The sequence below is a fragment of the Chitinophaga sp. 22308 genome (assembly GCF_052045305.1).
Lineage (GTDB): Bacteria > Bacteroidota > Bacteroidia > Chitinophagales > Chitinophagaceae > Chitinophaga > Chitinophaga varians_A.
In genome coordinates, this window is sequence record NZ_JBQEOP010000004.1 from 371,979 (window position 1) to 398,903 (window position 26,925).

The following is a 26,925-nucleotide window of genomic DNA, read 5'->3' on the forward strand; positions in this document are numbered from 1 at the left end:
GTTTGCCAAATATTACTATTAAATTTATACATCGGAAAAAAAGGAAGTTGGCAGCTGTTTCCGCCAACGACAAGCATTTTAAAATTTATCCGTCCTCAATAGCATGTCAGTTTTTAATCAGCCCAGAAAAAGAGTTATACAGGCGATTATACTTGGGATGGTGGTGCTGATCATTACCAGGTTGTTTTTCCTGCAGATCGTGGAGAAGAAGTACGCGAAGCTGGCGGATGCCAACGCCGTACTCAGAAAAGTGGTATATCCCAGCCGTGGTATCATCTACGACCGGCAGAACAGGGCTATCCTCAGTAATGACGTGCTTTACGACCTGGTGGTAACACCGGCCAGCGCCAAAAACATTGACACTGCCTACCTCTGTAAGATATTAAACATCGATAAGGAAGAATTCCGGAAACGTATTGTCAACGCGATCGTGAGAAACGGCCGCGTAAGACAGTCGGTTTTTGCGCCACTGTTGCCAGCTGAAGTGTTCGGCCAGCTTCAGGAGAGCATGTACCTCTTCCAGCCCGGGTTTGAGCTGGTGCCCCGTCAGATACGCTCCTATCCCTATTCGGCGGCGGCCAATATCCTGGGGTATATCGGAGAGATCTCGCCCGAACGCCTCAAAGACACAGCTTATTCTTCCTACAACTCAGGTGACTACCTCGGCCTGGCCGGACTTGAAAGGACTTATGAAGCAGTGCTCATGGGCACACGTGGTATACAGTACCTCGTGAAAGACAACCTGAACAGGCCCCAGGGCGCCTATGAAAACGGTGAATTCGATAGCGCCGCTGTTGCCGGTAAAAACCTGCGCCTGTCACTCGATATTGAATTACAGCAGTTCGGGGAAAAACTCATGAAAGGCAAAATGGGCAGTATTGTGGCCATCGACCCGCAAACAGGTGGTATCCTGGCCATGGTAAGCGCGCCTACTTTCGATCCCAATCTGCTTACCGGTTCCTATCGTAGCACTAACTCGGTGCTGTTGAACCGTGATACCACGAAACCGACCTTCAACCGTGCTATTCAGGCTACTTACCCGCCTGGCTCCACTTTCAAGCCGATGATCGCGCTGGTGGGGCTGGACGAAGGCGTGATCACGCCCAGCTTTGGATATCCCTGTGGCGGCGCTTACTACGGTTGTAGCAGGCCCATCAAGTGCGAACACCATGATGCCGGTCACGCTGCCAACCTGCGCCTGGCGCTCTCCCATTCCTGTAACTCGTACTTTTCGCACGTATATCGCCTGAGCGTGGACGCGGCCAAGTTTGGCGGCATTCGTTCGGGTGGGCTCCAGAAATGGTCCGACTACATGAACAGCTTCGGCTTCGGTCACCGCATCGGGGTGGACGTGCCCAGCGAAGCCCGTGGTATTGTGCCTACGCCCGCGTTCTACGATAAAATGTATAAAGGCAGCTGGAACTCCTGTACTTCCGTGTTCCTTGGTATCGGTCAGGGTGAGCTGACGCTGACACCGTTACAGATGGCCAACGCCATGTGTATTGTGGCCAACCGCGGTTCCTACTACATCCCGCACTTTGTGCAGAGCATTGATAACGACGATACCCATTTACTCGACAAATACAAGGAAAAACACGTGGTGGCGCATATCTCTGATACCGCCTACAGCGCTGTAATCCATGGTATGACAGACGTGGTGGAAAGCGGTACCGGCCGTGTGGCCCAGATTGAAGGCATCACCATCGGCGGTAAAACCGGTACGGCCGAAAACTACGGCATCGTTGACGGTAAACGGACCAAACTGAAAAACCACGCCGCATTTGTGGCGTTTGCACCGGCTGAAAATGCCCGTATAGCCGTGGCCGTTATTGTGGAGAACTCCGGCTTCGGCGCCCGTTACGCGGCACCTATCGCCAGTCTCATGATGGAGAAATACCTGAAGGACTCCATCTCCTCCAAAAGACAGGCCCTGATGAAAACCGTAATGGAAACGGTGACACTGGACCCGGCCATGGTGGCTAAATCAAAACTGGACTCGCTGAACAACAGCGCCATTATCAAGAAAAACGGAACTAAATAACTAACAACGAAATAAACATACGCAACCGCTCATGAACCGCTCGCAAGCCAAACTGACACAAGGGATTGACTGGCCGATTGTAGGCCTGTACCTGGCGCTGGTGATCATCGGCATCATGTCCATCTTTGCTGCGGAATACCGGGGCGATGATAACGTCTGGCAGAATATTATCCACCTGAATAAAAACTATTCGCGCCAAATGATGTGGTTTGGCGTGTCGCTGGTGCTGGCGGCCATTATCTGGCTGACGGACAGTAAGTTCTTTACGGCCACCTCCAACCTGTTGTACGCAGGCGGTTTATTACTATTGCTATTGGTATTGGGCATTGGTAAGGACGTAAAAGGATCTCATTCGTGGCTGGTGATCGGCGGTTTCCAGTTTCAACCCGCGGAGCTGACGAAGCTCTGTACCAATCTGGCTTTGGCCAAATACCTGTCATCGCAGGAAACAGACTTCACCAAGTTGCGGTCGCGGCTGATCGCCGCTGCCATCGCGCTGATCCCTGCAGGCATCATCATTCTGCAGGATGAAACGGGGCTGGCGCTGGTATATTTTTCCTTTTTCCTCGTGATGTTCCGCGAAGGGCTGCCTGGTATCCTGCTGGTGATAGCCTTCTCCGGTATCGTGCTGGTATTGTCTGCCCTGCTGGTAGACAAATATGTGCTGTTTACGATCTTCTCAGTGATCACCGCGCTGGTCATCTATTTCATGCGACGGGAGATCAAACGGAAACGGTCTCGTTTGCTTGTCATCATCGGCGTATATGCTTTCTGTTCCGTGTTCGTGATGTTTGTGGTGCCTTTTGCATTTACCAAGGTGTTGAAGGACTATCAGGTGCGTCGTATTGAGGTGATGCTGGGCAAGGAAAATGATCCCAAGGCAACTTACAACACCCGGCAGAGTATGATCGCCATTGGTTCCGGCGGCTTCTGGGGCAAAGGATACCTGAAAGGGACACAGACCCGTTTTGACTTCGTACCGGAACAGAGTACTGACTTTATCTTTTGTACTGTTGGGGAAGACTTTGGCTTCCTGGGCAGTGTGATCTTCCTGGGCCTGTATGTGGCCTTGCTTTTCCGGATCATATTTGTGGCAGAGCGACAGCGATCGACCTACTCGCGCGTATATGCCTATGGGGTGGCCAGTATTATCTTCTTCCACCTGGCGATCAATATCTCGATGACCATTGGTCTGGCGCCGGTGATTGGTATCCCATTGCCATTGGTGAGTTATGGCGGTTCTTCGCTGATGACCTTCACCATGCTGATATTTATTATGCTGCGGCTGGACGCCGACCGGCAGATGGTGTTGCGGTAACCGGGGCTGCAACCTAATGGTGAATGGGCTATCTTTGCATCATGGCACGAATTATTCCATTATCAGAAGGTTCATTTACGGTAGATGCTACCAAACGGTTTTCTCCTTTCAGACTGGGCACAGATAACCTGCAGGACCGTCCGCACGGCTCTCTGCTGGTAGAGATACAGCCTTTTCTCGTGATCACTGACCGTGACTATATATTATTTGACGCCGGGCTTGGTTTCCGCAATGAAGACGGTGTATTGCAGATCCATCAGCACCTGATAGACCATGGCATCAACCCCATGGAAATCACGAAGGTGTTAATGAGCCACTTGCATAAAGACCACTCAGGGGGCGTATCTGCAGCCGATCCTATTACCGGCGAGCGCACCCTCACCTTTCCAAATGCCACCTATTATGTGAATAACGAAGAGATGCTGTATGCTATGGAGCATGCCGGCAAATCATACTTGGCCGAAGACATCATATTGCTGCAACAACGCGATAACGTGGTGTTTACGACCGGCAACGGCACTATAGACGGTTATATTCATTATGAACTGACCGGTGGTCACTGCCCTTATCACCAGGTATTTCTGGTAGATGATGGAGAGGACAAAGTCTTTTTCGGGGGCGATGTGGCACCGCAGATTTCCCAGATGAAGAGCCGTTTTGTGGCTAAATACGACTATGACGGCAAACGCAGTATGGAGCTGCGGCAGGAGTTTATGGAGCGTGGTAAGCAGGAAGGATGGACTTTCCTTTTCTATCATGATACCAAAGAGCCATTTGCCAAATTCTGATAAAGGAGCAGGAGCAGACACCTATGTACACCTTGTATGACCGCTTTACCTTAAGAGGACAACACCATATCAGGACATGGGAGCAAGAGGGCCAGAGCTGGGCTGCTTACAGCAATTACCGGCAAGCCGCCGCTCATGGCCTGTATATACCACAGCCGGTGCTCAACCTGGTGGTACGTGGTGAAAAGAGAATATATGACGGCTTGCAGGTACATCACCTGCGGGCCGGCGATGTGTTTCTCATACCATCGGGCAGTGTGCTCTGCTCGGAGATATTACGACCGTCGGAAGACTATGCCAGCATTAATTTTTTCCTGCCGTCAGACCTGCTGGCAACGCAGTACAGTGCTGCGGGTACCGGCAAACACCTGGCCGGTGCTACTTTGACGCTTTCACCTTCTTCTCAATGGCAACAGCTGACGCAGGCATTGCTGCGTGATTTCCGGAAAGACGGAAGCACCCCCTCCTATGAAAATATGATGGACCGGGTATTGCATTTGTTACAGCGGGAAACCATCACTGTAAAGCAGGCATTGGCCGGGAGGCCGTCGGTCCCTATGCAGCAAATGATGGCGCGCCTGCATAAAGGAATTCATGAAGTGCAGTTACTGGAAGAAATAGCAGCTATGGGAAACATGAGCCTGGCCACCCTGAAGCGGCGTTTCCGGGAAACCTATCAATGCAGTCCCATGCAATGGATATGGGCCAAGCGTTTACAGATGTCTGCGCTGTTATTGCGCACCACTGAACAGCCTGTCCCTGAGATTGCCTATAGTACCGGATTTGCGGACCTTTCGCATTTTTACCGGCAGTTCCGCCGTTGTTTCGGGATGACTCCCGTGCAATGGCGCCGCGGGGAAAATGAGCTTTCCAGCAAATAATCCCGGCAACAAATGCCCTACCTTGTCGTTTCAAAAAAAAGCGATCATAATGGAAAACATGACCTCCTTTGGGAATGCCTGGGTGGCAGCCTGGAACAGCCATAACCTCGATGAAGTGATGTCGCACTATTCACCAGACATTGTCTTTTACTCTCCTTTTATCCAGAAAATCAACAATGACCCTGAAGGCTGTATCCGCGGCGTTGATAACCTGCGTGCTTATTTCAGCCGGGCATTGACGGCCTATCCGGACCTGCATTTTGAATTGTACCATATACTGGAAGGCGTAAATTCTGTTGTGCTGTATTACAAGAGCGTCAACAATTTACTGAGCACGGAAATGATGGTGTTGAAAGACGGGAAGGTGGTAGAGGTAAGGGCGCACTATAAAGCACAGTAAAAATCAGTATGGGTTAGTATAAGTAACAAAAAGGGAGATCAACATGATCTCCCTTTTTGTTATTGTTTAAGGTCTTTTCCTGAAGTTCCCGCCCTGATTGATTCTGTTGAGGCGTTGGTTATTCAGGTGATTGAGCATGATGGTCCTGAATTCGCGTTCGCTTTTGAATACTGCGCCGGCTTTGCGGGCGGGCAGTACACGTTGGAATTCGTTGGTATATCTTGATCTGATATCGTACATTCTTTTTTCGTAGCCGAGGTCATTGTCCATATTTCTTCTGGCAATGTCATCGGGGTCGCCGGGGAGTGCCCTGTCCTGCTGCCTTTTGTTGTGGCGTTCGGCGATGAGTGTTTCCACTTCTTTTGTATAGTTTTTATATACTGGCCAGAACTTCTCTGCCTCATCAGCGGAGAGGTTCAGTTTCTGGGAGAGGTACTGCATCTGAAGGTTTTTTATTTTTTCAGCTGCTTCGTCAGATGCGGGCTTTTGTGCCTGGGTTATGGCACTGGTCAACATAAGCAGGACAATCCCTATTATTTTAAAATTAAAGCGTTTCATGCATCACTACTGGTTAGGTAATACCTCTTTGGAAAACGATGATTGTTGCAGGTATTGTTCGATGGCAGCGGGCGGAATTTCTTCATTCAGTTGTTGTTGCAGTGCTTCCGGAGCTGACACGTCGGCAAAGCCGGCAAAGATAGCATCGTTATCAAAAGCGTCAGTATGGTTTTGGAGATAGTATTCAATATCCTGGTTGTCGATCCTTTCCAGTTGTTTTTCCACGCTAAAGTTGCCGTCCCGTTGCAGGAAGAGCAGGGCCGTGGTTCCGGCGAAAGTGATTAAACAGGCGGCTACGGCGTATCTCAGCCATTTCCTGACCGGGTTGCGATGTGCTATGCGTAGCGAAGGCATAGCAGGTTCCGGCGGGATGGCGGCCAGTGAGCCGAAATATCCTGCGGGTACGGTAAAGGGAACCTGTTTGGGTATGACGGCCAGCAGCGGGGATAGTTCCTCCAGTTCGGCTGTGACCGGGTTTTCCTCAGTAGCATGTATCCGTTGAAGGATGGCTTGTGGAAGAGCCTCAAAATATCCGTTGGGTACCGTAAAAGGAAGATCGGGTGTAAGTACGCCCGCGTGGTTGGGTTGCAGTAAATGAACCTGCTGCAGCACTGCATCCGGTAACCGGTCAAAATAACCAGCCGGCACCGTAAAAGGCGCATCGGCGGGCCAGTTGGCATCCGGCGCCAGTTGCTTTAATTCATTGCTGATATGTTCGTGCTTGTTCATATACAATTTTTAGACACATCACCGCTTCAATAGTTTAATGAGATTTTAATCTTTTGCCAAAAAACTTTAAAGACGGCTTAAAATCGGGAAATACAGACGATCAGATATCCGTTCCTTTGATAAAATCCTCGATTTTCCTGACTGCATGGTGGTACGATGCTTTCAAAGCTCCTTCTGAGGTGTCCAATACCCTGCTCATCTCTTCGTAGGGCATTTCATCGTAATATCTTAAGTTAAATACAATTCTTTGCTTTTCAGGTAGTTGTAGTATAGCTTGTTGTAGTTTCCATTCAAGTTTATTGGCATCAAACTGGACATCTGCCTTTAGTTTGTTGCTAAGGCCGTCTTCCACGTCAGAGAGGGAGATGGCGAATTTTCGTTTTTGTTGTTCCAGGAATGTCAGGCATTCATTGGTGGCTATTTTATACAGCCAGGTAAACAACTGGGCGTCTTCCCGGAAATTTTCCAGGTTCTTCCACACTTTTATGAAAACGTTCTGCAGCACATCATTGGCATCGTCATGTGAAATGACCAGTCGCCTGATATGCCAGTAAAGCCTTTCCTGGTACTTGCGGATGATCAGGGTAAAACCCTGTTCACGGGTTTCGGGCATCCGGTATAGTGCCAGCAATGTTTTATCGTCCTGTGTAACGGCCATAGGTTAAATGGTTCTTGGACAGGTGTTATTTTCCTGAATATAAAGAAAAATCTTGCTGTCAGGTACTTTAATAATGGTATAAAGTATTGTTTCTTCTATGATATGTAGAAAATGTAAAAGTTTAACGGGGTGGTGGAGTATTTGTTTGTGGCCCGGGACTTTAATCCCGGGACTAAATGAAAACAGCCCATGGACCACACGTCCATGGGCTGCAATGAATTTATCCGGGTGGATTATTGTTTCTTTCTCTGTATGGCTTTTTCAGCAGCAGCCACAATATGGTCTGCGTCGAGGCCGTATTTTTTCAGCAGTTCCACGGGTTTGCCGCTTTCGCCGAAGGTATCGTTGGTGCCTACATATTCGATGGGCACAGGGATATGGCGGGCGGCTACCTGGGCGATGCTGTCGCCGAGGCCGCCGAGCACGTTATGTTCTTCGGCAGTTACCGCGCAGCGTGTTTTGCTGAGGGACTTGATCACCGCTTCTTCGTCGAGCGGTTTGATGGTGTGGATGTTGATGATTTCCACGCTATAGCCTTTTTCTTCCAGTATTTTACCAGCTTCCACTGCGATCCATACGAGGTGGCCGCAGGCGAAGAGGGTGATATCGGTGCCTTCATGAAGGACCTGTGCTTTACCGATCTGGAAGTCCTGGTTTTCGGCGGTGAAGTTAGGCCATTTTGGACGGCCGAAACGGAGGTATACCGGTCCTTCGTGCTCAGCGATCGCGATGGTAGCGGCTTTGGTCTGATTAAAATCGCAGGGCACGATCACGGTCATGCCAGGCAGCATTTTCATCATACCGATATCTTCGAGTATCTGGTGGGTAGCGCCGTCTTCACCAAGGGTAAGGCCCGCGTGGGAGGCGCATATTTTCACGTTTTTGTTGGAATAGGCCACAGACTGGCGGATCTGGTCATATACCCTGCCGGTGGAGAAGTTGGCGAAAGTGGTGGTATATGGTATTTTTCCACCGATGGTCATGCCGGCGGCGATGCCGATCATATTAGCTTCGGCGATGCCTACCTGTACGAAGCGATCAGGAAATTCTTTTACAAAGGCATTCAGCTTCATGGAGCCGAGCAGGTCGGCAGTCAAAGCTACAACATTTGGATTTTTGCGGCCCACTTCCAGGATGCCTTCGCCAAATCCGGCGCGGGTTTCTTTTTCGTTTAGCGGTTGAATATCTTTTACCATTGCGGTCTTTTTAAAATTGAGGCGTAAATGTAAACATTTAATATCAGGAAGTTAGTTGCTCAGTACTTTATTCCGGAGACTTACCTCCCACTGCCATGCTGTGCGCATACAGTCTTCGATGCCAATTTCCGGTGTCCAGCCGAGTTTTTCCTTGGCGCGGTTGTTATTGGCGTAGATCTCGATCACGTCACCGGGGCGGCGTGGGCCAGTAGTATAGTTGAGTTTTACACCGGATATTTTTTCAAAAGCTTTAATGGCTTCCAGTACAGTAACGCCATTGCCGGTACCGAGGTTAAAGATTTCGCAGTTGGAGGCATTTTTATGGTCAATCAGATACTGCATTGCTCTCGTGTGTGCGTTGGCGATATCAGTCACATGGATATAATCACGTACACAGGAACCGTCGCGGGTATCGTAATCGGTGCCATAAACCACCATTTTCGGGATTTTACCGATAGCTGTCTGGGTGATCACTGGCACCAGGTTGTCTGGTTTGCCGAGGGGCAATTCGCCGATGAGGCCGGACGGATGAGCGCCTACCGGATTGAAGTAGCGCAGCAGGATGGACTGGGTATCATTTACCCGGCTATAATCCTCAATGATCTGTTCTCCCATTTGTTTGGTGCGTGCATAGGGGGATTGTGCTTCGCCCAGTGGTGTTTCTTCCACAACCGGCAGTGCAGTGGTATTGCCGTATACAGAGCAGGAGGAGGAGAAAACGAAGTGGGGGATATTAAATTCCTTAATGCATTTCAGCACATTGATGAGAGAGGTGAGGTTGTTATGAAAGTACATCAACGGATCTGCTACAGATTCAGGGACCGTTTTAAGGGCAGCGAAATGGATCACACCTACGATGTCCCTGTTTTCATGGAATACAGCATGGGTATCTTCCAGGTTACAAAGGTCTACTTTGTAATTGCGTACTTTTTTGCCGGTAATTTTTTCCACGCCATCCAACAACTGGGTGGTACTTCTGATGTTGCTGTCAACAGAAACCACATCGAAGCCATGATTGATTAAATCTACAATAGTATGGGAGCCAATATAGCCACAACCACCCGTAACAAGAACCTTCATGATAATTTCAGATTTACGTTTTAATGAGATGTCAGATCATTTTTTGTTCCAGTACTCTTTCGAGGTACTGGCCATAGCCGCTTTTCAGCAATGGTTTGGCCAATTCCATCAGTTGACCGGCAGTGATAAAGCCTTTACGGTAGGCGATTTCCTCGATACAGGCGATTTTGATGCCTTGTCTTTGTTCGATTACCTGTACAAACTGGGAAGCCTGCATCAGGGAGTCGAAGGTACCAGTATCCAGCCAGGCTGTTCCGCGTGGTAAGATAGAAACTTTTAATTTGCCGCGCTTCAAATATTCTTTATTCACATCTGTGATTTCATATTCGCCGCGTGGGCTGGGTTGCAGGTTTTTGGCGATTTCCACGACGTCGTTGTCATAGAAATAGAGTCCGGGCACTGCGAAGTTGGATTTAGGTTTAGCGGGTTTTTCCTCGATGGACAGTACACGCATGTCATCGGAAAATTCGACTACGCCATATCTTTCCGGGTCGGATACCTGGTAGGCATATACGATACCGCCGCTGGGATTTGTATTATCTGCCAGTTGCGTACCGAGGCCTGCGCCATAGAAGATGTTGTCTCCCAGTACCAGCGCCACGCTGTCATTTCCGATAAATTGTTCACCGATCACGAAAGCCTGGGCCAGGCCGTTGGGCAAGGGCTGCTCAGCGTAGGACAGATTGAGCCCCAGCTGGCTGCCATCACCGAAGAGGCGTTGAAAGGAGGGCAGGTCATGCGGCGTAGAGATGATCAGAATATCTTTTATGCCGGCCAGCATCAGTGTAGACAGCGGGTAATAGATCATCGGTTTGTCATATACCGGCATTATCTGTTTGCTGATGGCGTAAGTGATGGGATGTAATCGGGTACCGGAGCCGCCGGCCAGGATGATTCCTTTCATTATAGAACTGTTTTGATTGGATGTTATAGGCTTTTATGGAAAACCGCACAAAAATAGCTGCTCTTATCCACATGACGGCATTTTTATACAAAAAAAGCTCCCCGCGAAGGGCGGAGAGCTTTTTTTAATATTATTAAATAACATGATGTTAGATAAAGATACTGGCGATGAGATAGGTCAGCGCTGCCAGCAGGCCGCTGATGGGAATGGTAAGCACCCATGCCCAGAGGAGGCTGACGGTGACGCCCCAACGAACGGCAGACAGCCTTTTGGTGGCGCCTACGCCCATGATGGCACCGGTGATCACATGGGTAGTACTGGCCGGGATACCGAGGTGTTCGGTGAGGAACAGCGTGATGGCGCCGGAAGTTTCAGCAGCCACACCTTCCAGCGGTGTTACCTTGGTGATACGGGTACCCATGGTTTTAACGATTTTCCAGCCGCCGCTCATGGTACCGAGGGCGATACAGGTAAAGCAGGCCAGCGGAATCCAGTCGGGCATCGCTTTGATATTGGGAATATATCCGGCAGCCACCATGGCGGCGGCGATGATACCCATTACTTTCTGGGCATCGTTGCTGCCGTGGCCAAGGCTCAATGCTGCTGAAGAGGCCAGCTGCAGGCGTTTGAACCAGTTCTCCGCCCGGAAGGGATTGGCCTTGCGGCAGATATTCACAATAATGATGGTAATAATAAATGCCACCAGCATACCAATCAATGGTGCCAGTACAATGAAGTACACGATAGGCAACACTTTGTGGTAGTTGATCACATCGAGGGTGCCGGCGCTGGTAACAGCTGCACCGATAAAGCCACCGATGAGGGTATGGGAGGAGCTGGAAGGAATGCCCAGCCACCAGGTGAACAGGTTCCAGGTGATGGCGGCCACCAGCCCGCAGAAGATCACTTTCAGGGTGATGAACTGTTCAAATACAGAGCTGGCTACAGAATTGGCTACTTTAAATTCGCCGATCACGTATTTGGCAATAAAAAAAGCCGCAAAGTTAAAAACTGCGGCCCAAAGCACTGCCTGAAAAGGCGTCAGTACCTTGGTCGATACGATAGTGGCGATAGAGTTGGCTGCATCATGAAAACCATTGATATAGTCAAATATAAATGCCAGTATTATAATTATTACTAATAAAGTCATGGTAACACGAGGATTATGCGGTCAGAGCGATGTATCCCTTAGGAATATTTGATTATAATGGTTTCAATTACGTTGGCGCAGTCTTCGCACTTGTCAGTGGCGATTTCCAGGGCCTGGTATATTTCACGCATTTTAATCAGCTCAGCGGCATTTTGCTCGGTATCAAACAAGTCGGCAATGGCACGGTCGTAGATGTCGTCGGCGTGGTTTTCGAGACTATTGATTTTTACGCAGGCATCCGTGATAACGCGCATGTTCTGCATGTTGCGCAGTTCAGGGATGGCTTTGTGCAGCTCCAGCACGCCGAGGTGGATCAGCTCAGCGAGCTTGCGGATGCTCTCGTTTTGTGTGTTGACTTTATACAGGTCCATTCTTTTGGCGGAACCGTGGATATAATCAGCAACGTCGTCCAGTGTGGCAGCCAGGTAGTGGATGTCTTCCCGGTCAAAGGGGGTGATGAAGTTTTGTCCCAGCTCTACAAATATGCGATGGGTATAATCGTCATTTTTATGCTCCAGCCTCTCGATCAGATGCACTTTGTCTTTACGTACGGCCGGATCAATGGTCGCTACCAGTTCGTTGAGTACCTGGGCCATTTCCACGAGGTTGGAAGCCACGTCTTCAAATAAAGAATAGAATACCCGGTCTTTCGGCATGAATAGTTTAACAAAGGAATTGAAGCCTCCCATACGTTTGAGTTTAAAAATTTGCCGCAAAAATAGCTTTCAGAATCAATTGGAGCCAGAAAAAAACCTGAATTAATAATTCCTTAACACTGGATTAATATAAAAGTAATATAGCAATTTTTCCTTTGTATAAGAAATTATAATCATAAACAGGTGCCTACAACCTGTTACATTTTCACATAGATGTCTGACAAACGCGCATTAGATATAGTCGTTATTTCCGACGTCCACCTCGGGATATACGGCTGCCACGCTAAAGAGCTGGTCCAGTACCTGGACAGCATAGACCCCCGCATCATGGTGCTCAACGGAGACATCATCGATATCTGGCAGTTTAGCAAACGTTACTTCCCCAAGGCCCATACCAAGGTTATCCGCAAAATCCTGAAGATGATCGGCAAAGGCACCGAAGTGTACTACCTGACCGGGAACCATGACGAAGCCCTGCGTAAGTACGCCGGTTTCGAACTGAGTAACTTCTCTATCGACAACAAGCTGATACTGGACGTTGATGGCAAAAAGCACTGGTTTTTCCATGGCGACGTGTACGACGTGACCATGAAAAACTCCAAATGGCTGGCTAAACTGGGAGGCAAGGGGTATGACCTGCTGATTATCATCAACCGCCTGGTCAACAATATCCTGGAAAGCATGGGCCGGGAAAAGATGTCTTTCTCCAAAAAAGTCAAACAAGGGGTGAAGTCCGCGGTCAAATTCATTTCGGACTTCGAACAGACGGTGGCAGAGATCGCGGTCGACAAAGGTTTCGACGTGGTTTGCTGCGGTCATATCCACCAGCCGCTCATCAAGGAAATGCCGGTGGGTGATAAGACTGTGACCTACCTGAATTCCGGCGACTGGGTGGAAAGCCTTACCGCCCTCGAATATGTTGACCGGGAATGGACCCTGTACCACCATCCCGTTACCAAAAGTAAAACCGTCCTCCCCGAAGATGAAGATGATACCACCCCCGACTGGGACCCTAAAACATTTTCGGATTTAGCTATTTGATTACTGAAAATATTTAAATGATTAAATATTCAAATATTTTTATATTTGAGTAGGATTTTCACATAATCATAACAAGTGCTTAATATTAAATTAAAAGTAGACTTCTAAGTTTGCTTAACTATTCACAGAAAACCTATTTGGAAGCGCAGTAAATGAAGATTGAAAGAAATGAAAGTACTCAAACTACACCCATTAATGACTATATCCCTGTTACAGATGCAAATTCAACGTTTGTTGTCCTGTAACGTAGCGGTATATGTGCGCCATTCCCTGGCCAATGCTTTTGACACCCTGAAAGAAGCGGGACTGGAAGAAGAGACCCTGGTGGAATATCCTATTGATGAAACCCTCAGTCTGCGTGAATTTGAGGAAGACCTCGAAGAACGTTTCAACTTCAGCCTGGAGCTCTGCAATAAAGACAACAAGCCATTCACCAACAAAAGCCAGCATCTTTTCCAGATATCCTCCGCCGTGCAGGATAAAAAAGAAGAACGAAACTATCAACTGGATATTTCGCTGGACATGTTGATGAACAACAACAGGCCTACGCCTCCTTCTTATCTGATGTAGCTATTGTCCGCTTTCCCGGCCTTTCCATATCCTTTGTTGATCTTGACCTATCCTATGCCTGATTTCGTATACCCGTTCCTGTTAACAATACCATAAACATTTCTTAACTATTAACATACTGGTAACGTCAGCTTAATACTGCGTTAATGCCTCACGGATATTTTTGCCACCGATATTAAAACGGGATTAAAATGAGATTAAAATCATATTAAAACCGTATAAAACAAAACCAAATATCGTGAAGGGCTTCTATTCTGTACCACTGTTATTGCTGACTTTATTTCAATTTATTTTTACGGGAACAGCGCTGGCGGGCGATCCTGCCAAGGTGACCGGTAAGGTGACCGACAAGAAAACCGGCGAAGCATTGATTGGTGTTACCATCGTGGTGCAAGGTACCGGCAAAGGCGCTGTAACGGACGTGGAAGGCCGATACGCTTTCACCATCGAGCCGGGCAATTACACGCTCGACTTCAAATACATGGGCTATCAGACCAAATCCATCTCCGATGTGATCGTGAAAGCAGGACTGCCTACATCCCTGAACGTCATCATGGACGAGCCTGCATCCAAGGCATTACAGGAAGTAGTGATCAAAGGTTCTTTTAAACAGGAAACCATCAATGCCCTGTACGCTGCTCAAAAAAACAATGCCGTAGTATCTGATGGTATCTCCGCCGACCTCATTAAAAAATCACCGGACAAAAACACCGGTGAAGTACTGAAACGCGTAAGCGGCACCAGTATCCAGGATAATAAATTTGTAGTGGTACGCGGCCTGAGCGAACGCTACAACACCACACTGATGAACAATGCCCAGATGCCCAGCACAGAGCCGGACAAAAAAGCATTCTCCTTTGATATCATTCCTTCCGGTCTTATTGATAACATTACCATATATAAAACAGCTTCGCCTGACCTGCCGGGCGATTTTGCCGGCGGCGCAGTGAAAGTGAGCACCAAAGACTTTCCTGACCAACGTTTCCTCGACCTGTCGCTCAGCACCGGTTACAATACACAAACCACCTTCAAGAATTTTTATACGGCGCCGCCGCAAGGCAAATATGATTTCCTTGGTTATGACGACGGTTCCCGCGCCCTGCCCGCCGCATATAAAAATGCTGCCAAAGGGAACTATACCATGCTGGAAGATGCGGAAAAAATCGCTATCGCCAAACAGTTCCCGAATACCTACAGCAGCGGAAAACAGGACCGTAAAGGTCATCCGCCGGTTGGTATCCAGTTCTCTGCCGGCAATAGCTGGAATGGCAAGAGGAATAACCGTTTCGGCTATATTTTTTCTGCTAACTACAACAACGGTAATCGCATTAATCTCCGTACCCGCTCCGAAAAAAATATCACCGAACACCTGTTTGACTACAACGACGAACAGTATGCAAAGACCGTTAACCTGGGAGCTGTATTGAACCTGGCCTACAACTGGAGAAATAATAAAATTGCGCTTAAGAATTTTTACAACAACGACTATAGTAATAATTTTACCCGCAGGACCGGATTTGTGTTTGATAACGACAATGTGCAGCCGCGTAAAAGTTATAACAACGAGGTCACACAAAACAGCCTTTACAACAGTACACTGGAAGGTCAGCATGTACTCGGAAAAGACAAGATCACGGTGGACTGGAACCTGTCTTACGCCCGCGCGGCACGTAATCAGCCGGATCAGCGCATTCTGTCCTTCAAACAAAACAGCGGTGAGGATTTTTACTCCCTTACGCTGTCAAACGAAAACAACCCTAACCTGAAAGAGGCTGGTCGTGTGTATACCAGGTTGTCTGAAAATATCTATGGCGGCAACCTGAATTTTGCGGTACCATTCAAACTGTTCGGACAATCCCAGAAGTTTAAATTCGGTGGTGTCAAAACTTATCGTAACCGTGACTTCTCTGCTATTGCGCTTGGCTATGCCACCGCTTATTCCAATACTCAGATTAATCTTGATAAAGGCGTCACGCCGGAGAACATCTTCAGCGTGGAGAATATTGACAAATATAAAATTCTGCTGGCCAAGATAGATCTCAATAATAAAGACTATACCGGTACCGCTGATCTCACTGCAGGATACCTGATGTTTGATAATAAATTTACAGAAGCATTAAGGCTGGTATGGGGCGCGAGGGTTGAGTCCTATGTACAGGAGCTGAAAGCAGCCGGAGAACAGCAACAACGTTATAACAATGTGGATGTGTTACCTTCAGCCAACGCTACTTATGCTGTAACAGACAAGAGCAATCTGAGACTGTCTTTTTCTCAGACAGTGAACAGGCCTGAGTTCAGAGAGCTGGCAGCCTTCAGATATTATGACTACGATAATGAGTTCCTGATTGCCGGCAATAAAGATCTTCAACGCAGTACTGCCACCAATGCGGATTTTCGCTGGGAATATTTCCCTGGTGCCGGTGAAATTATTTCTGCCTCTGTGTTCTACAAGCACTTTAATAACCCGATCGAACAAACGAATAATGGCAACAGTGTATTGTCCTTTGATAATGCACGGTCTGCAAAAGATTTCGGGGCAGAGATTGAATTCCGCAAACGGCTGAATTTTATTTCGCACAGTAAACTGGCAGAGAACCTGGTATTCTATGCCAATGCCGCTTACATCAATTCTGACGTTGATCTGCCAGGTGTTAATGGCAACAAGAAAACACCGTTGCAGGGACAATCACCTTATCTGATCAACGGAGGCCTTTCCTATGCCCCTGCGGATAATAACTTTTCGGTTAACCTGTTGTATAACAGGATTGGTCAGCGCTTGCGCTTCCGCGGCACCGATGCCGGCCTGGATACTTATGAGAAGCCTAGAGACGTGCTGGATTTCCAGATCAGCAAACGCCTGTTCCGTAATGCCGGTGAAGTGAAGCTGAATATCTCCGATATATTGGCACAACCTATTGCCTTGTACTATAAGTTCCCCGGAACAGATAAGACAGCCTATCAAAGTGGGCATGATCACATCATCAGTTCATTAAAACCGGGCACCACATTTACCATCACCTTCAAGTATAATTTTTTATCCGGGACTAAGTAATATTTTTTTAACGGGCTTTTCATATTCACCTAACAACTGGTATTAATATTTGTAAATCAAATAATTAGTAATTATGACTAAGAATTATGTACTTGGCTTGCTGGCCGTAGCGTCATTGGCTGCCTGCAGTAAAAAAGATGATAACAATACTACGCCTCCGCCGTCCAACAACAGCGACACCGTATATGTCCGTGGAAAAATCTCTGCCAGCCAGACCTGGTCTAAAAACAAAGTATATAAACTACGTGGCTATGTGTATGTAGATGCACCTGCTGTATTGACTGTTGAAGCGGGTACACAGATCATCAGCACAAGAGACTCTGCTGGCGTACTGGTTGTTTACAAAGGCGCACAGATCAACGCCAACGGAACTGCTGATAATCCGATCGTATTCACTTCCGGTCATACCGACAAGAAACCAGGTGACCTGGGAGGTATTATCCTCGTAGGCAGTGCCACCGGTAACGGTAACCATGCTGTGATTGAAGGTGGCGTAGACGGTGACCACAAAGCTTTTGGTGGTACCAATGATGCCGACAATTCCGGCACTATGCAATATGTAAGAATTGAATACGCTGGTAAGGCAGTATCCCAGGACGACGAAGTGAACGGTCTGTCCCTGTATACCGTTGGTAATAAAACCACGCTGCACCACATTCAGGTTGTAAACGGACTGGATGATGCGTTTGAATTCTTCGGCGGCACCGTAAACGCCAAATATCTCATCGCTTACAACACGGCTGATGATGATTTTGATATGGATGACGCTTATAAAGGTATGGTCCAGTTCGCGGTGTCTGTTAAACAGCCTTCTTTCACCGATCCTAAAGGTGCAAGTGGCGACGTGTCCAACAACTTTGAAGTGGACAACACCAACCCTGCCAATAAACCTATCACTACTACACCGACTACCTTCCCTGTGCTGTCCAACTTTACAGCCATTGGTCCCAATAATACTACTGGCACCAGTGCTGCATATGGTTATGGCGCCCGCTGGAGAAGAGGTTGCCAGTTCATCCTGGGCAACTCTATCATCATGGGTTCACAGAAAGAAGCTATGCGTGTAGACGATAACGTTACCATGGGCTTCTATAATGATGGTACCAGCGGCGTTAAAAACAGCCTGCTGCACAGTTCTTCCGCTAACGTATTCTCTACTGCCAACAGCGGCGCTGCTGTACTGTTGACAGTTGATCAACTGAGTGCATTAGTAACCGGTCGTGACGCTACCCAAGTGTTCCTGGCTGCCAATGCAGGTGATATCAAACTGAAAGATCCGTTCAATAACAAGACTCCTGACCTGGCTCCTCAGACTGGCTCTCCTGCTTTAGCAGGTGCTAAGTTTGAAGGTAAACTGGCAGATGCTTTCTTTGACAAAGTGGCCTACCGCGGCGCCATTGATCCGGCTAATGACTGGACCAAAGCCAAATGGGTTGCCTGGGACAGAGTTGTAGTAACACAATAGTATTTTTTTAGATTTCATAAGCTGTATTTACACCGTCCTGGTTTATACCGGGACGGTTTTTATTTAGTACCTATGCTGCCAACAAAAAGAGCCGTGATCACACGGCTCTTTTTTTAATTTCCCTGTACAAATCCCGGTGGCGGCGCAAACCGCTCATCGGTGATAAATCCTTTGTCACTCAGGGTTTTCAGAAACGCAATGAGTGCTTTTTTATCACTTTCACTGAATGAGAACCCGTTTTTAAAAGCCGGGTCCAGCGTGGCAGTTGGATAAAAGCCGTTATCATAGTGGTTCATGACGCTTTCCAGGCTGCCGAAGCGGCCGTCGTGCATGTAAGGGGCTGTGAGCGCCACATTACGCAAAGACGGAACTTTAAACTTGTACAGGTCTTCCTCGAGGAGTGTTATTTTATAACGTCCGGAGTCTGTGCCGAAGGGTCGTGGGGCCACGCCGTTGTTACGAAAGCTGTTGTCTGTGAACAGCGGCGGCTTATGACAGGAGGCGCAACGTTGCTCAAACAATGCCAGTCCTGTTTTCTCTTCATCGCTGAAAGTCTCTTTGCCTGCTATAAAGCGGTCGTACCGGGAGTCTGCGCTGACCAGCATCACCATGAACTGGGATAATGCTTTCAGCATGCGGGTACTGTTGATTCCAGGCGATCCGAATGCTTTTTCAAACAATTGCTGATAGCGGTTGTTGCGTTGCAGTTTACCGATCACGTTACCGAGTTTGTCGTCCATTTCCACCGGGTTTTCTATGGGGGCGATGGGTTGCAGATCGAGGTCATGCACACCGCCGTCCCAGAAGAAGGAGGTGGACCAGGCCATATTCTGGATAGGAGGCGAATTGCGGGTGCCGAGGCGGTCTTCTATACCGTGACTGACATCGTGGCCGTGGTGTGTAAATGCATTGGCTTGTATATGGCAGCTGGCGCAGCTGATGGTGCCGTCACGGCTTAGCAGGCCGTCGTAGAAGAGTACTTTGCCGAGGGCAAATCCTTCGGTGGTGACCGGGTTGTCTGCCAGGCGGTAAACAGGCTCCGGAAATCCTGCCGGCTTCACGAAGGCGATGTTTTTAACCGGTTCCGGTGCTGGTGTGGTGTTTTTCTTGCTACAACCGATGATAAGGGAGGTGAGCAAGGGCAATAGAACACCCCTGCCCCACCTGTAACTGTGACGCATAAACGAATAATTAATAAGGAATGCTTACTTTTTCAGTTTTGCCATGTATTTCTCCGGTTTTTTGAGAAAGACTTCCTTACAGGTGATGGAACAAAAATGAATCGTGTCTTTTTCGTAAACGGTCCATTCCTTGTAGCTGGTGTCATACGGCATTTCGCATACAGGGTCGGGCCATTTATCGCTGACTGCGGTTTCCGTCGCAACGGGTGCTTCGGGCATGGGTGCATCTTTTGTTTCAGCAGGTTTGCTGTTCTGATTACAGGCGAGAGCCAGGAGAACGCTACAGGTCAAGATCAACTGTTTCATGATAGAATTAATTAATGTTATTCGTTATGCACGTGGTCAATGTTAAACATTTGTGTGTAATTATTTGCGATTTTCTCTGAAAATGGCGATGTCATTACGTTTGGATCGGAGGCGAAGCTCACATTGGTGGTGCCGTTCAGCATTTTGAGCGCATCCGCAAAGAAATGGACCTGCGCTTTACGATCGCGGCGAACAATGGCTTTTCCATTGTTGGGGATGGTAAGGGTCACCTCGCGTGTGTTGTTGAGCGTACGCGGACCGTTATTGAAATTGCCGCCATACAGGCCTATATGATAGCGGAAAAGTTTCTGCGCATCTGTAGAAACCGGTGAGCTGCCTTCCAGTTTGACGAAGATGTAACCGCTGTTCCATGACCAGTACATATCTGCGGCACCTTCCGCGGGGTCAAGCACGCCGGGACGTTTGCTGATGTCCAAGGTATTACGGGCGCTGTCTACGCCGATCATAAATTTCACTTGTGTATAATCTGCCGCGGGCACGTTGTACAATGTATGGAAGGCCGATGTCTTATTGTCTTCGCTGATAAGAAAATAACTGCTGTCCTGCGGTACGGTGTATACCTGTCCGGAAGCGGTGATCAGCCGAAAGTTGCTGACATAGTAGGCAAATTTGCTGATGGTAAGCGATTCACCGGCGGCATTACGGTATTGCTGGTTGTTAAGTATCAGATCGTCTGTTCCTGCGCGGTTGTCGAATTCGAGCACCACAACGCCTTTTTCGTTCGGGTCTGTGGCGGGCGCTGTTTTGTCTTTGGAGCAGGAGGCCAGTATAAAGAGTATGCTGAGGAGTAAAATATTTTGTTTCATAAGGATTGTTTTAGAAGAAGAAATTAACGGTAGCGGATAAACGGGCGTACGTTTTATTGTATCCGGCAGACAGATGCTGGTATACCGGCAGCTGTGCCTGGACACCGGCGGAAAAACGTTTGAAATAGACATCGGCGCCGATGCTGGTGTGCAGCATGTCGCCGCCGGTGTATTCTTTGGCTTTATGCAGCTCATAATCGCCGGAGGCGTGTTCGTACATGAGGCCTGCATAAGGCTGCAGGGCCACCGTTTTACTGACAGGCTGGTACAGGAACCCGCGCAACGAAGTGTTAAAACGGTTGCCGAAGCGGTATTCTTCCTTATTGGTGGTATTGATACGGTAGCTGGCATCCGTATTGAGCCCCCATTTACCGCGCCTGACGGTATATACAGCGTTCAGTACAAAATCGGTGCTACGGCTGCCGGGCTGGAAGTTTTGGTAGATATTGCCACCTTCGTCCGGAATGCCGGTTTTGCCGGTGGGCAGTTTAATACCGCCGCCTGCCTGGAATACATGGTGCCATTTTTTGCCCAGGTCCCAGTTGTTGTCAATAAGTGTATAATTGGCCATCAGGGTGATGTCTCCCAGGCCGGAGACTGTGGTGATGCTTTTGCCCTCTTCCCTTCTGAAATATTGGAACGGCACGAAAGCGAAGAATTGTAATCTTTTGGTGGCGTACCATCTGCCCCAGAGTTCAGTGGTGTGGTAGAACTCCCGGGATTCATGGTTCGCGGTATTGCCCAGTTCCATGGGATGGGTGGATTTAAACTGCCGGTATCCATAACGGAGACCGATAAAGTTCTTATGATATTGTGGCAAAATGCCCAGCTGGTAGCCACTTGCGGAACATCCGCAGATGTCGCAGGCCACGGCAGATACAGGCATGAGAATAGCCATGATGAAAAACAGCTTTTTCATTGCAAGGGTTTAATCGGCAAATCAATAACAGTATCGGCTATACGTAGTGAATAGCGATAACAATGACAGGCACACCAATAGTGTGTCAGGTAACCATCAATAATAAAAACGACAGGGGAACTGACAGCATGGGCTATCGGTTTACCGGAAATAATAACACAGACGGATTAGCAGAGAGGGGGGTGAAACACGCTGGTGATGGGACTATAAGTGGGTTTCATAAGATAGAATGCGGTCTGTTCGGTGATGATATCGGAGCAGGGCGCTTCGTTGGAGAAAACAAGTTGTTCACAGAATAAAGTCACTTCTTTGTTTTCTTTTTGCGCGTATGGATTCTTTTGTTCCTGTTGCTCCTCGCGCAGTAACTGTTTCCTCAACTGGCACTTACCGTTACAGTGCATGGCCGGGTTGTTCCTGTTTTCGCAAAGGTTGGCAGCAATGTAGGCCTGGTTTATCTTATAGCTGATAAAGACCACTGCTGTGCCGAAATTTTGCAGCAGAACGATGACACATAGTAATATGCAGAAGAGTTTTTTCACGCGTTGCAAAAATAGATATTTTCATCATAAAATATTCGGGCATTTATCAAAACTGATATAAATCATATGGTGTTACCGACGCAAACGCCCACCGCGTAAGGCAGTGGGCGTTTTATTTATCTTATACTGATCTCCGCTTATCAGGCGGACCAGCAATAATCATGATCATCAAAGTTACCAGATAACAACTCTTTCAGCTTCCGGCAGTACCATTTTGTTTCCTGGCTGGCATCCCCATGCGTCCTGGAATTCTTTCAGGTGCGGTAAGGGGCCGTTGATACGTGCTCTGGCCGGAGAGTGGGGGTCTGTCTGGATTTGCTGGCGGAGCGCGGCATCAGTGATGTTACCGTGCCATACCTGAGCCCATCCGAGGAAGAAGCGTTGTTTCCAGGTGAAGCCGTCAATTGGTTTGGGCTCCTCTTTACCTTCGAAAGATTTTTGCAGCGCATAGTAAGCGAGCGTGAGGCCGCCGAGGTCGGCAACGTTTTCACCGATGGTGAGGTCGCCTTTGATTTTGAGGCCTGGCGCCACTTCCATGCTGCTGAAGTAGTTGATGTAACGTTTTGTCAGCTTGTCGAAGTTTACACGGTCGGCTTTGGTCCACCAGTTTTTCAGGTTGCCGTCAGCATCAAACTGAGAGCCCTGGTCATCGAAGCCGTGTGTGAATTCGTGGCCGATCACCGCGATGATGCCACCGTAGTTGATAGCGTCGTCAGCGTTGGCGTTATAGAACGGTGGCTGAAGGATACCGGCAGGGAACACCACTTCATTGTTCAGCGGGTTGTAGTACGCATTAACGGTTTGCGGTGTCATGCCCCATTCGCTTTTATCCACAGGCTTACCGATTTTGTCGATATTCTCTTTGTGTTCGTAGAGTATGGCGGAGATAGCGTTTTCCAGCAGCGTGCCTTTATCGACCTGGATAGAGGAATAGTCTTTCCATTTATCGGGGTAACCGATTTTGTAGGTAAAGGAGGCCAGTTTTTTGCGGGCCATTTGTTTGGTGGAATCGCTCATCCAGGTCAGTTTATCGATGCGTTCACCATATACGGAGCGAACGTTTTCGATCATTTTGGATACTTTCTCCTTACTGCTTTCAGGGAAATATTTTTTAGCGAACAGTTTGCCCAGTGGCATGCCCAGTTTGGCGTCGGTAGAGCGGATAGCTCTTTCAGCACGGGTTTTCTGTGCTTTTTTGCCGGTCATTACGGTACCGAAGAAATGGAAGTTCTCTTCATCAAAAGCTTTAGGCAGGTAGCCGGCGAAGCTGGTGAGGAGTTGCCATTTGGTATATGTTTTCAGTACATCGATAGGAGTTGTTTTCAGCAGTTTGCTGGCATTGGTGAGATACTCTTTGTTCTGAAGAACAAGGGTGTCGGTTTTGATGTCCTGTTTTTGGCTGAATGCGTCCCAGTCGAAGTCCGGCGCGAGTGTTTTCAGTTCACTGAAAGCAGCTCTGTTGTATGTTTTAACCGGATCACGGAGGGCTACATTGGTCAGCTGTATTTTAGCCAGCTGGCTTTCGAGGCCGAGGATGGTGGTGCCGGGTTTTTGTTCCGGGAAACCTGCGAGGGTGAACATTTTATCTACATGTTTGACGAATTCGTCGCGCACGTTTTTGGTGGCGGAATCCTGTTGTTCGTAGTAGCTTTTTTCGCCCAGGCTGAGACCGCTTTGCCCCTGATAGAGGATGTTCATTTTGCTGTTCTTCGCATCAGCCTCAGCACCGAAGCCGGTGAAGGAGGACACGCCTATTTTCTGGAGTTCGCCGGTGACCGCTGCCCAGTCGGCCAGGGTTTTAATGGCTTCAATTTTGTCCAGGTAAGGTTTCAGCGGGGTGATACCTCTTTTTTCGATGGTAGCGGTATCAAGGAATGAGGTGTAGTAGTCTGCGATCTGTTGCTCTTCAGTGCCTTTCTTGAGGTCTGTTTTGCTGGTGAGTTCAGCGATAATGCCTTTGAGGCGTACTTCCTTGTTTTGTTTGTCGAGGATACCAAAGGCGCCCCAGCGGCTTTCGGTGGAAGGGATAGGATTGTTCTTTTTCCAATTCCCGTTGGCATAATTGTCGAAATCGTCGCAGGCTTTGTAGGCAGTGTCGATATCAGCGACGTTGAATGCCGGGACTTTGGTTGTGTCGGCAGAAGCCTCCTGGTGTTGCTGCGTGGAACTATTGGAGTTACAAGCCGCGAAGGTAACCATGGCGGCCAGTAACGGTAGTTTTACCGCATTGTTTTTCTTCATATGTAAAACAGGTTTAGTGTTTAAAGTTATGGAAAAGCGGGCACCAAAAATCAGGGCTTTTGTATGAGCGGCAAGGTTTATGTACATATTGCTAGATAAGAAGCCTGATTTTCTCTTTAAATTAGGTAGGAATTAGGTAGGTTTGTGTCGTAAAATAAGCTTTTTGATGAGTTTGATGTTTAAATTATACAGGATTTTTACTGCCCTTGCCTTGATGATAACAGGTTTTTTTACGTTTGCAGGCGTGTTTTCGGTCTTTACTGTAGGCTTCATCCCTTTGTTGATTCTGTCTGTAATGGCCTGGGGGGCTTGTTTTATACATAGCGTTTTGTCTATATATCTTCAACGCAGCCTGTTGCTGCCGGAAGTCGTGCTGAAAGAGAACACACCAGGCGGCATCCGGATCATGGGCGTGATCACCGTACTTTGGGGTGGCCTGTTATTTGTGCTGGGCGCAGGTATCCTGGCGATGCCGCCAGAAGCGAAAAAGGATGTGATACAGCAATTGGGCGCAGACAACCCGGCTATACTGACACCAATGGGCATTGTATTCCTGCTTATCGGTTTCATACTGACATTTAATGCCAACCTGTCTTTCCGTTTCCTGCGCGAATGGACACGAAGGGAAGAAGGCAGAGAGGAAGAATAGAATATCTTGTTATGGAAAGAAAGCAGATAACCAGCAGGGCAGATATACAGTTGTTGGTTGACAGCTTTTATGAGAAAGTGAAAACAGACGCTGTTATCGGCTATATCTTCCAGGACATTGCACAGGTAGATTGGGGGAAACATCTCCCCGTTATGTACGATTTCTGGGAACAGTTGTTACTGGACAGTAATCGTTATGGCAGAAACACGATGGCGCCACATTTTGCGCTTAACCAGAAAATACCGCTGCAACCTGTTCATTTCGACCGCTGGGTTTTATTGTTTGAGACAACGGTGAACGAGCTGTTTACCGGTGAAAAAGCGGAGCTGGCCATCAGCCGCGCCCGTTCCATCAAAGATATAATGCAGTTCAAGATGCAACAGATCAATCAACCCAAATAATCATCCAGTAGAATAAAAGTGTATGCAACCATTAGCAGAACGGTTAAGACCTGTGACGTTAGACGAACTGGTGGGGCAGGAACATCTTACCGGAAAAGACAGTATCCTCAGAAAAGCCATTGAACAAGGGAAGATACCTTCGATGATTCTGTGGGGCCCTCCGGGCGTGGGCAAAACCACCATTGCCAATATCATAGCACATACCCTTCAGGTCCCCTTTTATACGCTGAGCGCTATCTCCGCCGGCGTAAAGGAAGTGAGGGAAGTGATAGAGCTGGCCAGGCGCCAGCACCATGCCGTGCTTTTCATTGATGAGATCCACCGGTTCAATAAGTCCCAGCAGGATGCGCTACTGGGGGCCGTGGAAAAGGGCATCATCACCCTGATTGGCGCCACTACCGAAAACCCCTCTTTTGAGGTCAATGCGGCGGTTTTATCGCGCAGCCAGGTATATGTGCTGCGGCCATTGGGCAACGAGCAGCTGATGCAGTTGCTCAGGCAGGCGATGGAACGTGACGAATGGCTGAAAAGCAAAAACATCGAATTAAAAGAAACGGCAGCGATGTTTAATATCTCCGGTGGTGACGCGCGGAAGCTGCTTAACCTTTTTGAACTGGTGGTAGGCACCCTGCAGGAAGATCCCATCGTCATTACCGATCAGAAGGTGATGGACATCGCACAGCAACGGGTGGCTATCTACGACAAAACCGGGGAGCAGCATTATGATATCATCTCCGCTTTTATCAAAAGCATCCGCGGCAGTGATCCCAACGCGGCCATATATTACCTGGCACGTATGATAGAAGGCGGCGAAGATGTGAAATTTATCGCCCGCAGACTGGTGATACTGGCTTCCGAAGATATCGGGAATGCCAATCCGAATGCGCTGTTGCTGGCTACAAGTTGTTTCCAGGCGGTGAACCTGATCGGCTATCCGGAGTCACGGATCATCCTGTCGCAATGTGTGACCTATCTCGCCTCTTCCGCCAAGAGCAATGCGTCGTACATGGCCATCAATGCGGCGCAGTCACTCGTAGCGAAGACCGGTGACCTGCCGGTGCCGATGCATATCCGTAACGCCCCTACGAAAATGATGAAGGAAATGGGATATAGTAAAGGTTATGCCTATGCCCATGACTACGACAGCAATTTTGTGGAGCAGGAATTTTTACCTGATGCCATTAAAGGCACCAAACTGTACGATCCCGGAAAGAATGCGCGGGAAGATGAGCTGAGACGGCATCTGAAGCAGTTGTGGAAAGACAAATACAATTATTAATTACGAATTACGAATTACGAATTGAGGGCTGCCTTGCAGAACGGTTACTTAACCTTTCTATAGAGCAGCCCTCAATTCGTAATTCGTAATTCGTAA

The 26,925-nt window shown here is 48.2% G+C and carries 26 protein-coding genes; 12 read left to right on the plus strand and 14 right to left on the minus strand.

Annotated elements, in window-relative coordinates; translation table 11 throughout:
• The first annotated feature begins 103 nt into the window (after nt 1-103).
• From mrdA to ACTJJS_RS17650, 5 genes are read left to right on the plus strand one after another with little or no spacing between them, the layout of a single operon-like run.
• Nucleotides 104-2,041 carry a penicillin-binding protein 2 gene (gene mrdA, locus ACTJJS_RS17630; protein WP_343744393.1) on the plus strand — a complete coding sequence of 646 codons (1,938 nt, stop codon included), beginning with the start codon at nt 104-106 and terminating at the stop codon, nt 2,039-2,041.
• A gap of 31 nt (nt 2,042-2,072) precedes the next feature.
• Nucleotides 2,073-3,359: a rod shape-determining protein RodA gene (gene rodA / locus ACTJJS_RS17635; RefSeq protein ID WP_440664662.1), complete on the plus strand. Its 1,287-nt coding sequence runs from the start codon at nt 2,073-2,075 to the stop codon at nt 3,357-3,359.
• 41 nt (nt 3,360-3,400) lie between these two features.
• Nucleotides 3,401-4,147, plus strand: a complete 747-nt coding sequence (locus tag ACTJJS_RS17640; RefSeq protein ID WP_188097922.1) for an MBL fold metallo-hydrolase — start codon at nt 3,401-3,403, stop codon at nt 4,145-4,147.
• 23 nt (nt 4,148-4,170) lie between these two features.
• Nucleotides 4,171-5,028 carry an AraC family transcriptional regulator gene (locus ACTJJS_RS17645; protein WP_440664663.1) on the plus strand — a complete coding sequence of 286 codons (858 nt, stop codon included), beginning with the start codon at nt 4,171-4,173 and terminating at the stop codon, nt 5,026-5,028.
• Nucleotides 5,029-5,077: 49 nt separating this feature from the next.
• The gene (locus ACTJJS_RS17650) at nt 5,078-5,428 is read left to right on the plus strand and encodes a nuclear transport factor 2 family protein (protein ID WP_247654850.1); all 351 of its coding nucleotides are present in this window, start codon (nt 5,078-5,080) and stop codon (nt 5,426-5,428) included.
• 66 nt (nt 5,429-5,494) lie between these two features.
• On the opposite strand, the gene ACTJJS_RS17655 is transcribed toward ACTJJS_RS17650, so the two are convergent.
• From ACTJJS_RS17655 to ACTJJS_RS17690, 8 genes are all read right to left on the minus strand, one after another.
• Complete coding sequence (locus ACTJJS_RS17655; RefSeq protein WP_440664664.1) at nt 5,495-5,986, minus strand: hypothetical protein; 492 nt, start codon at nt 5,984-5,986, stop codon at nt 5,495-5,497.
• 6 nt (nt 5,987-5,992) lie between these two features.
• Nucleotides 5,993-6,715: a hypothetical protein gene (locus ACTJJS_RS17660; protein ID WP_440664665.1), complete on the minus strand. Its 723-nt coding sequence runs from the start codon at nt 6,713-6,715 to the stop codon at nt 5,993-5,995.
• 100 nt (nt 6,716-6,815) lie between these two features.
• Nucleotides 6,816-7,373, minus strand: a complete 558-nt coding sequence (locus ACTJJS_RS17665; protein WP_440664666.1) for an RNA polymerase sigma factor — start codon at nt 7,371-7,373, stop codon at nt 6,816-6,818.
• A 233-nt stretch (nt 7,374-7,606) separates the two neighbouring features.
• Entirely contained in the window at nt 7,607-8,569 is a 963-nt protein-coding gene (locus ACTJJS_RS17670) for a transketolase family protein (RefSeq protein ID WP_168870373.1), read from the minus strand.
• 51 nt (nt 8,570-8,620) lie between these two features.
• Complete coding sequence (gene galE, locus ACTJJS_RS17675) at nt 8,621-9,649, minus strand: UDP-glucose 4-epimerase GalE (protein WP_168870372.1); 1,029 nt, start codon at nt 9,647-9,649, stop codon at nt 8,621-8,623.
• Between the two features lie 31 nt (nt 9,650-9,680).
• Complete coding sequence (rfbA, locus tag ACTJJS_RS17680; protein WP_343744387.1) at nt 9,681-10,553, minus strand: glucose-1-phosphate thymidylyltransferase RfbA; 873 nt, start codon at nt 10,551-10,553, stop codon at nt 9,681-9,683.
• Between the two features lie 148 nt (nt 10,554-10,701).
• Complete coding sequence (locus ACTJJS_RS17685) at nt 10,702-11,703, minus strand: inorganic phosphate transporter (RefSeq protein WP_169223811.1); 1,002 nt, start codon at nt 11,701-11,703, stop codon at nt 10,702-10,704.
• A 38-nt stretch (nt 11,704-11,741) separates the two neighbouring features.
• The gene (locus tag ACTJJS_RS17690) at nt 11,742-12,392 is read right to left on the minus strand and encodes a DUF47 domain-containing protein (protein WP_168870369.1); all 651 of its coding nucleotides are present in this window, start codon (nt 12,390-12,392) and stop codon (nt 11,742-11,744) included.
• 180 nt (nt 12,393-12,572) lie between these two features.
• On the opposite strand from ACTJJS_RS17690, the gene ACTJJS_RS17695 reads away from it, so the two are divergent.
• From ACTJJS_RS17695 to ACTJJS_RS17710, 4 genes are all read left to right on the plus strand, one after another.
• Nucleotides 12,573-13,400, plus strand: a complete 828-nt coding sequence (locus ACTJJS_RS17695) for a UDP-2,3-diacylglucosamine diphosphatase (protein ID WP_440664667.1) — start codon at nt 12,573-12,575, stop codon at nt 13,398-13,400.
• Between the two features lie 216 nt (nt 13,401-13,616).
• Nucleotides 13,617-13,970 (plus strand): hypothetical protein, encoded by a 354-nt coding sequence (locus ACTJJS_RS17700; protein WP_440664668.1) that lies wholly within the window; start codon nt 13,617-13,619, stop codon nt 13,968-13,970.
• Nucleotides 13,971-14,208: 238 nt separating this feature from the next.
• Nucleotides 14,209-17,022, plus strand: coding sequence for a TonB-dependent receptor domain-containing protein (locus tag ACTJJS_RS17705; RefSeq protein WP_440664669.1), 2,814 nt, complete (start codon nt 14,209-14,211; stop codon nt 17,020-17,022).
• A 73-nt stretch (nt 17,023-17,095) separates the two neighbouring features.
• Nucleotides 17,096-18,487 (plus strand): hypothetical protein, encoded by a 1,392-nt coding sequence (locus ACTJJS_RS17710; protein WP_440664670.1) that lies wholly within the window; start codon nt 17,096-17,098, stop codon nt 18,485-18,487.
• A 113-nt stretch (nt 18,488-18,600) separates the two neighbouring features.
• On the opposite strand, the gene ACTJJS_RS17715 is transcribed toward ACTJJS_RS17710, so the two are convergent.
• From ACTJJS_RS17715 to ACTJJS_RS17740, 6 genes are all read right to left on the minus strand, one after another.
• A complete protein-coding gene (locus ACTJJS_RS17715; protein ID WP_440664671.1) occupies nt 18,601-19,668 on the minus strand; it encodes a cytochrome-c peroxidase in 1,068 nt (355 codons plus the stop codon).
• 24 nt (nt 19,669-19,692) lie between these two features.
• Nucleotides 19,693-19,974, minus strand: coding sequence for a hypothetical protein (locus tag ACTJJS_RS17720; RefSeq protein WP_440664672.1), 282 nt, complete (start codon nt 19,972-19,974; stop codon nt 19,693-19,695).
• A gap of 17 nt (nt 19,975-19,991) precedes the next feature.
• Nucleotides 19,992-20,801 carry an MbnP family protein gene (locus ACTJJS_RS17725; protein ID WP_440664673.1) on the minus strand — a complete coding sequence of 270 codons (810 nt, stop codon included), beginning with the start codon at nt 20,799-20,801 and terminating at the stop codon, nt 19,992-19,994.
• Nucleotides 20,802-20,811: 10 nt separating this feature from the next.
• The gene (locus ACTJJS_RS17730) at nt 20,812-21,720 is read right to left on the minus strand and encodes a hypothetical protein (protein ID WP_440664674.1); all 909 of its coding nucleotides are present in this window, start codon (nt 21,718-21,720) and stop codon (nt 20,812-20,814) included.
• A gap of 167 nt (nt 21,721-21,887) precedes the next feature.
• A complete protein-coding gene (locus ACTJJS_RS17735; RefSeq protein WP_440664675.1) occupies nt 21,888-22,259 on the minus strand; it encodes a hypothetical protein in 372 nt (123 codons plus the stop codon).
• Nucleotides 22,260-22,433: 174 nt separating this feature from the next.
• Nucleotides 22,434-24,500 carry a M13 family metallopeptidase gene (locus tag ACTJJS_RS17740; RefSeq protein WP_440664676.1) on the minus strand — a complete coding sequence of 689 codons (2,067 nt, stop codon included), beginning with the start codon at nt 24,498-24,500 and terminating at the stop codon, nt 22,434-22,436.
• A 328-nt stretch (nt 24,501-24,828) separates the two neighbouring features.
• On the opposite strand from ACTJJS_RS17740, the gene ACTJJS_RS17745 reads away from it, so the two are divergent.
• Genes ACTJJS_RS17745 through ACTJJS_RS17755 form a run of 3 tightly spaced genes read left to right on the plus strand, consistent with a single transcriptional unit; the run spans nt 24,829 to nt 26,829 of the window.
• Complete coding sequence (locus ACTJJS_RS17745) at nt 24,829-25,149, plus strand: hypothetical protein (protein WP_440664677.1); 321 nt, start codon at nt 24,829-24,831, stop codon at nt 25,147-25,149.
• An 11-nt stretch (nt 25,150-25,160) separates the two neighbouring features.
• The gene (locus ACTJJS_RS17750) at nt 25,161-25,550 is read left to right on the plus strand and encodes a group III truncated hemoglobin (RefSeq protein ID WP_440664678.1); all 390 of its coding nucleotides are present in this window, start codon (nt 25,161-25,163) and stop codon (nt 25,548-25,550) included.
• Between the two features lie 22 nt (nt 25,551-25,572).
• A complete protein-coding gene (locus ACTJJS_RS17755) occupies nt 25,573-26,829 on the plus strand; it encodes a replication-associated recombination protein A (protein WP_440664679.1) in 1,257 nt (418 codons plus the stop codon).
• The last annotated feature ends 96 nt before the right edge of the window (nt 26,830-26,925 follow it).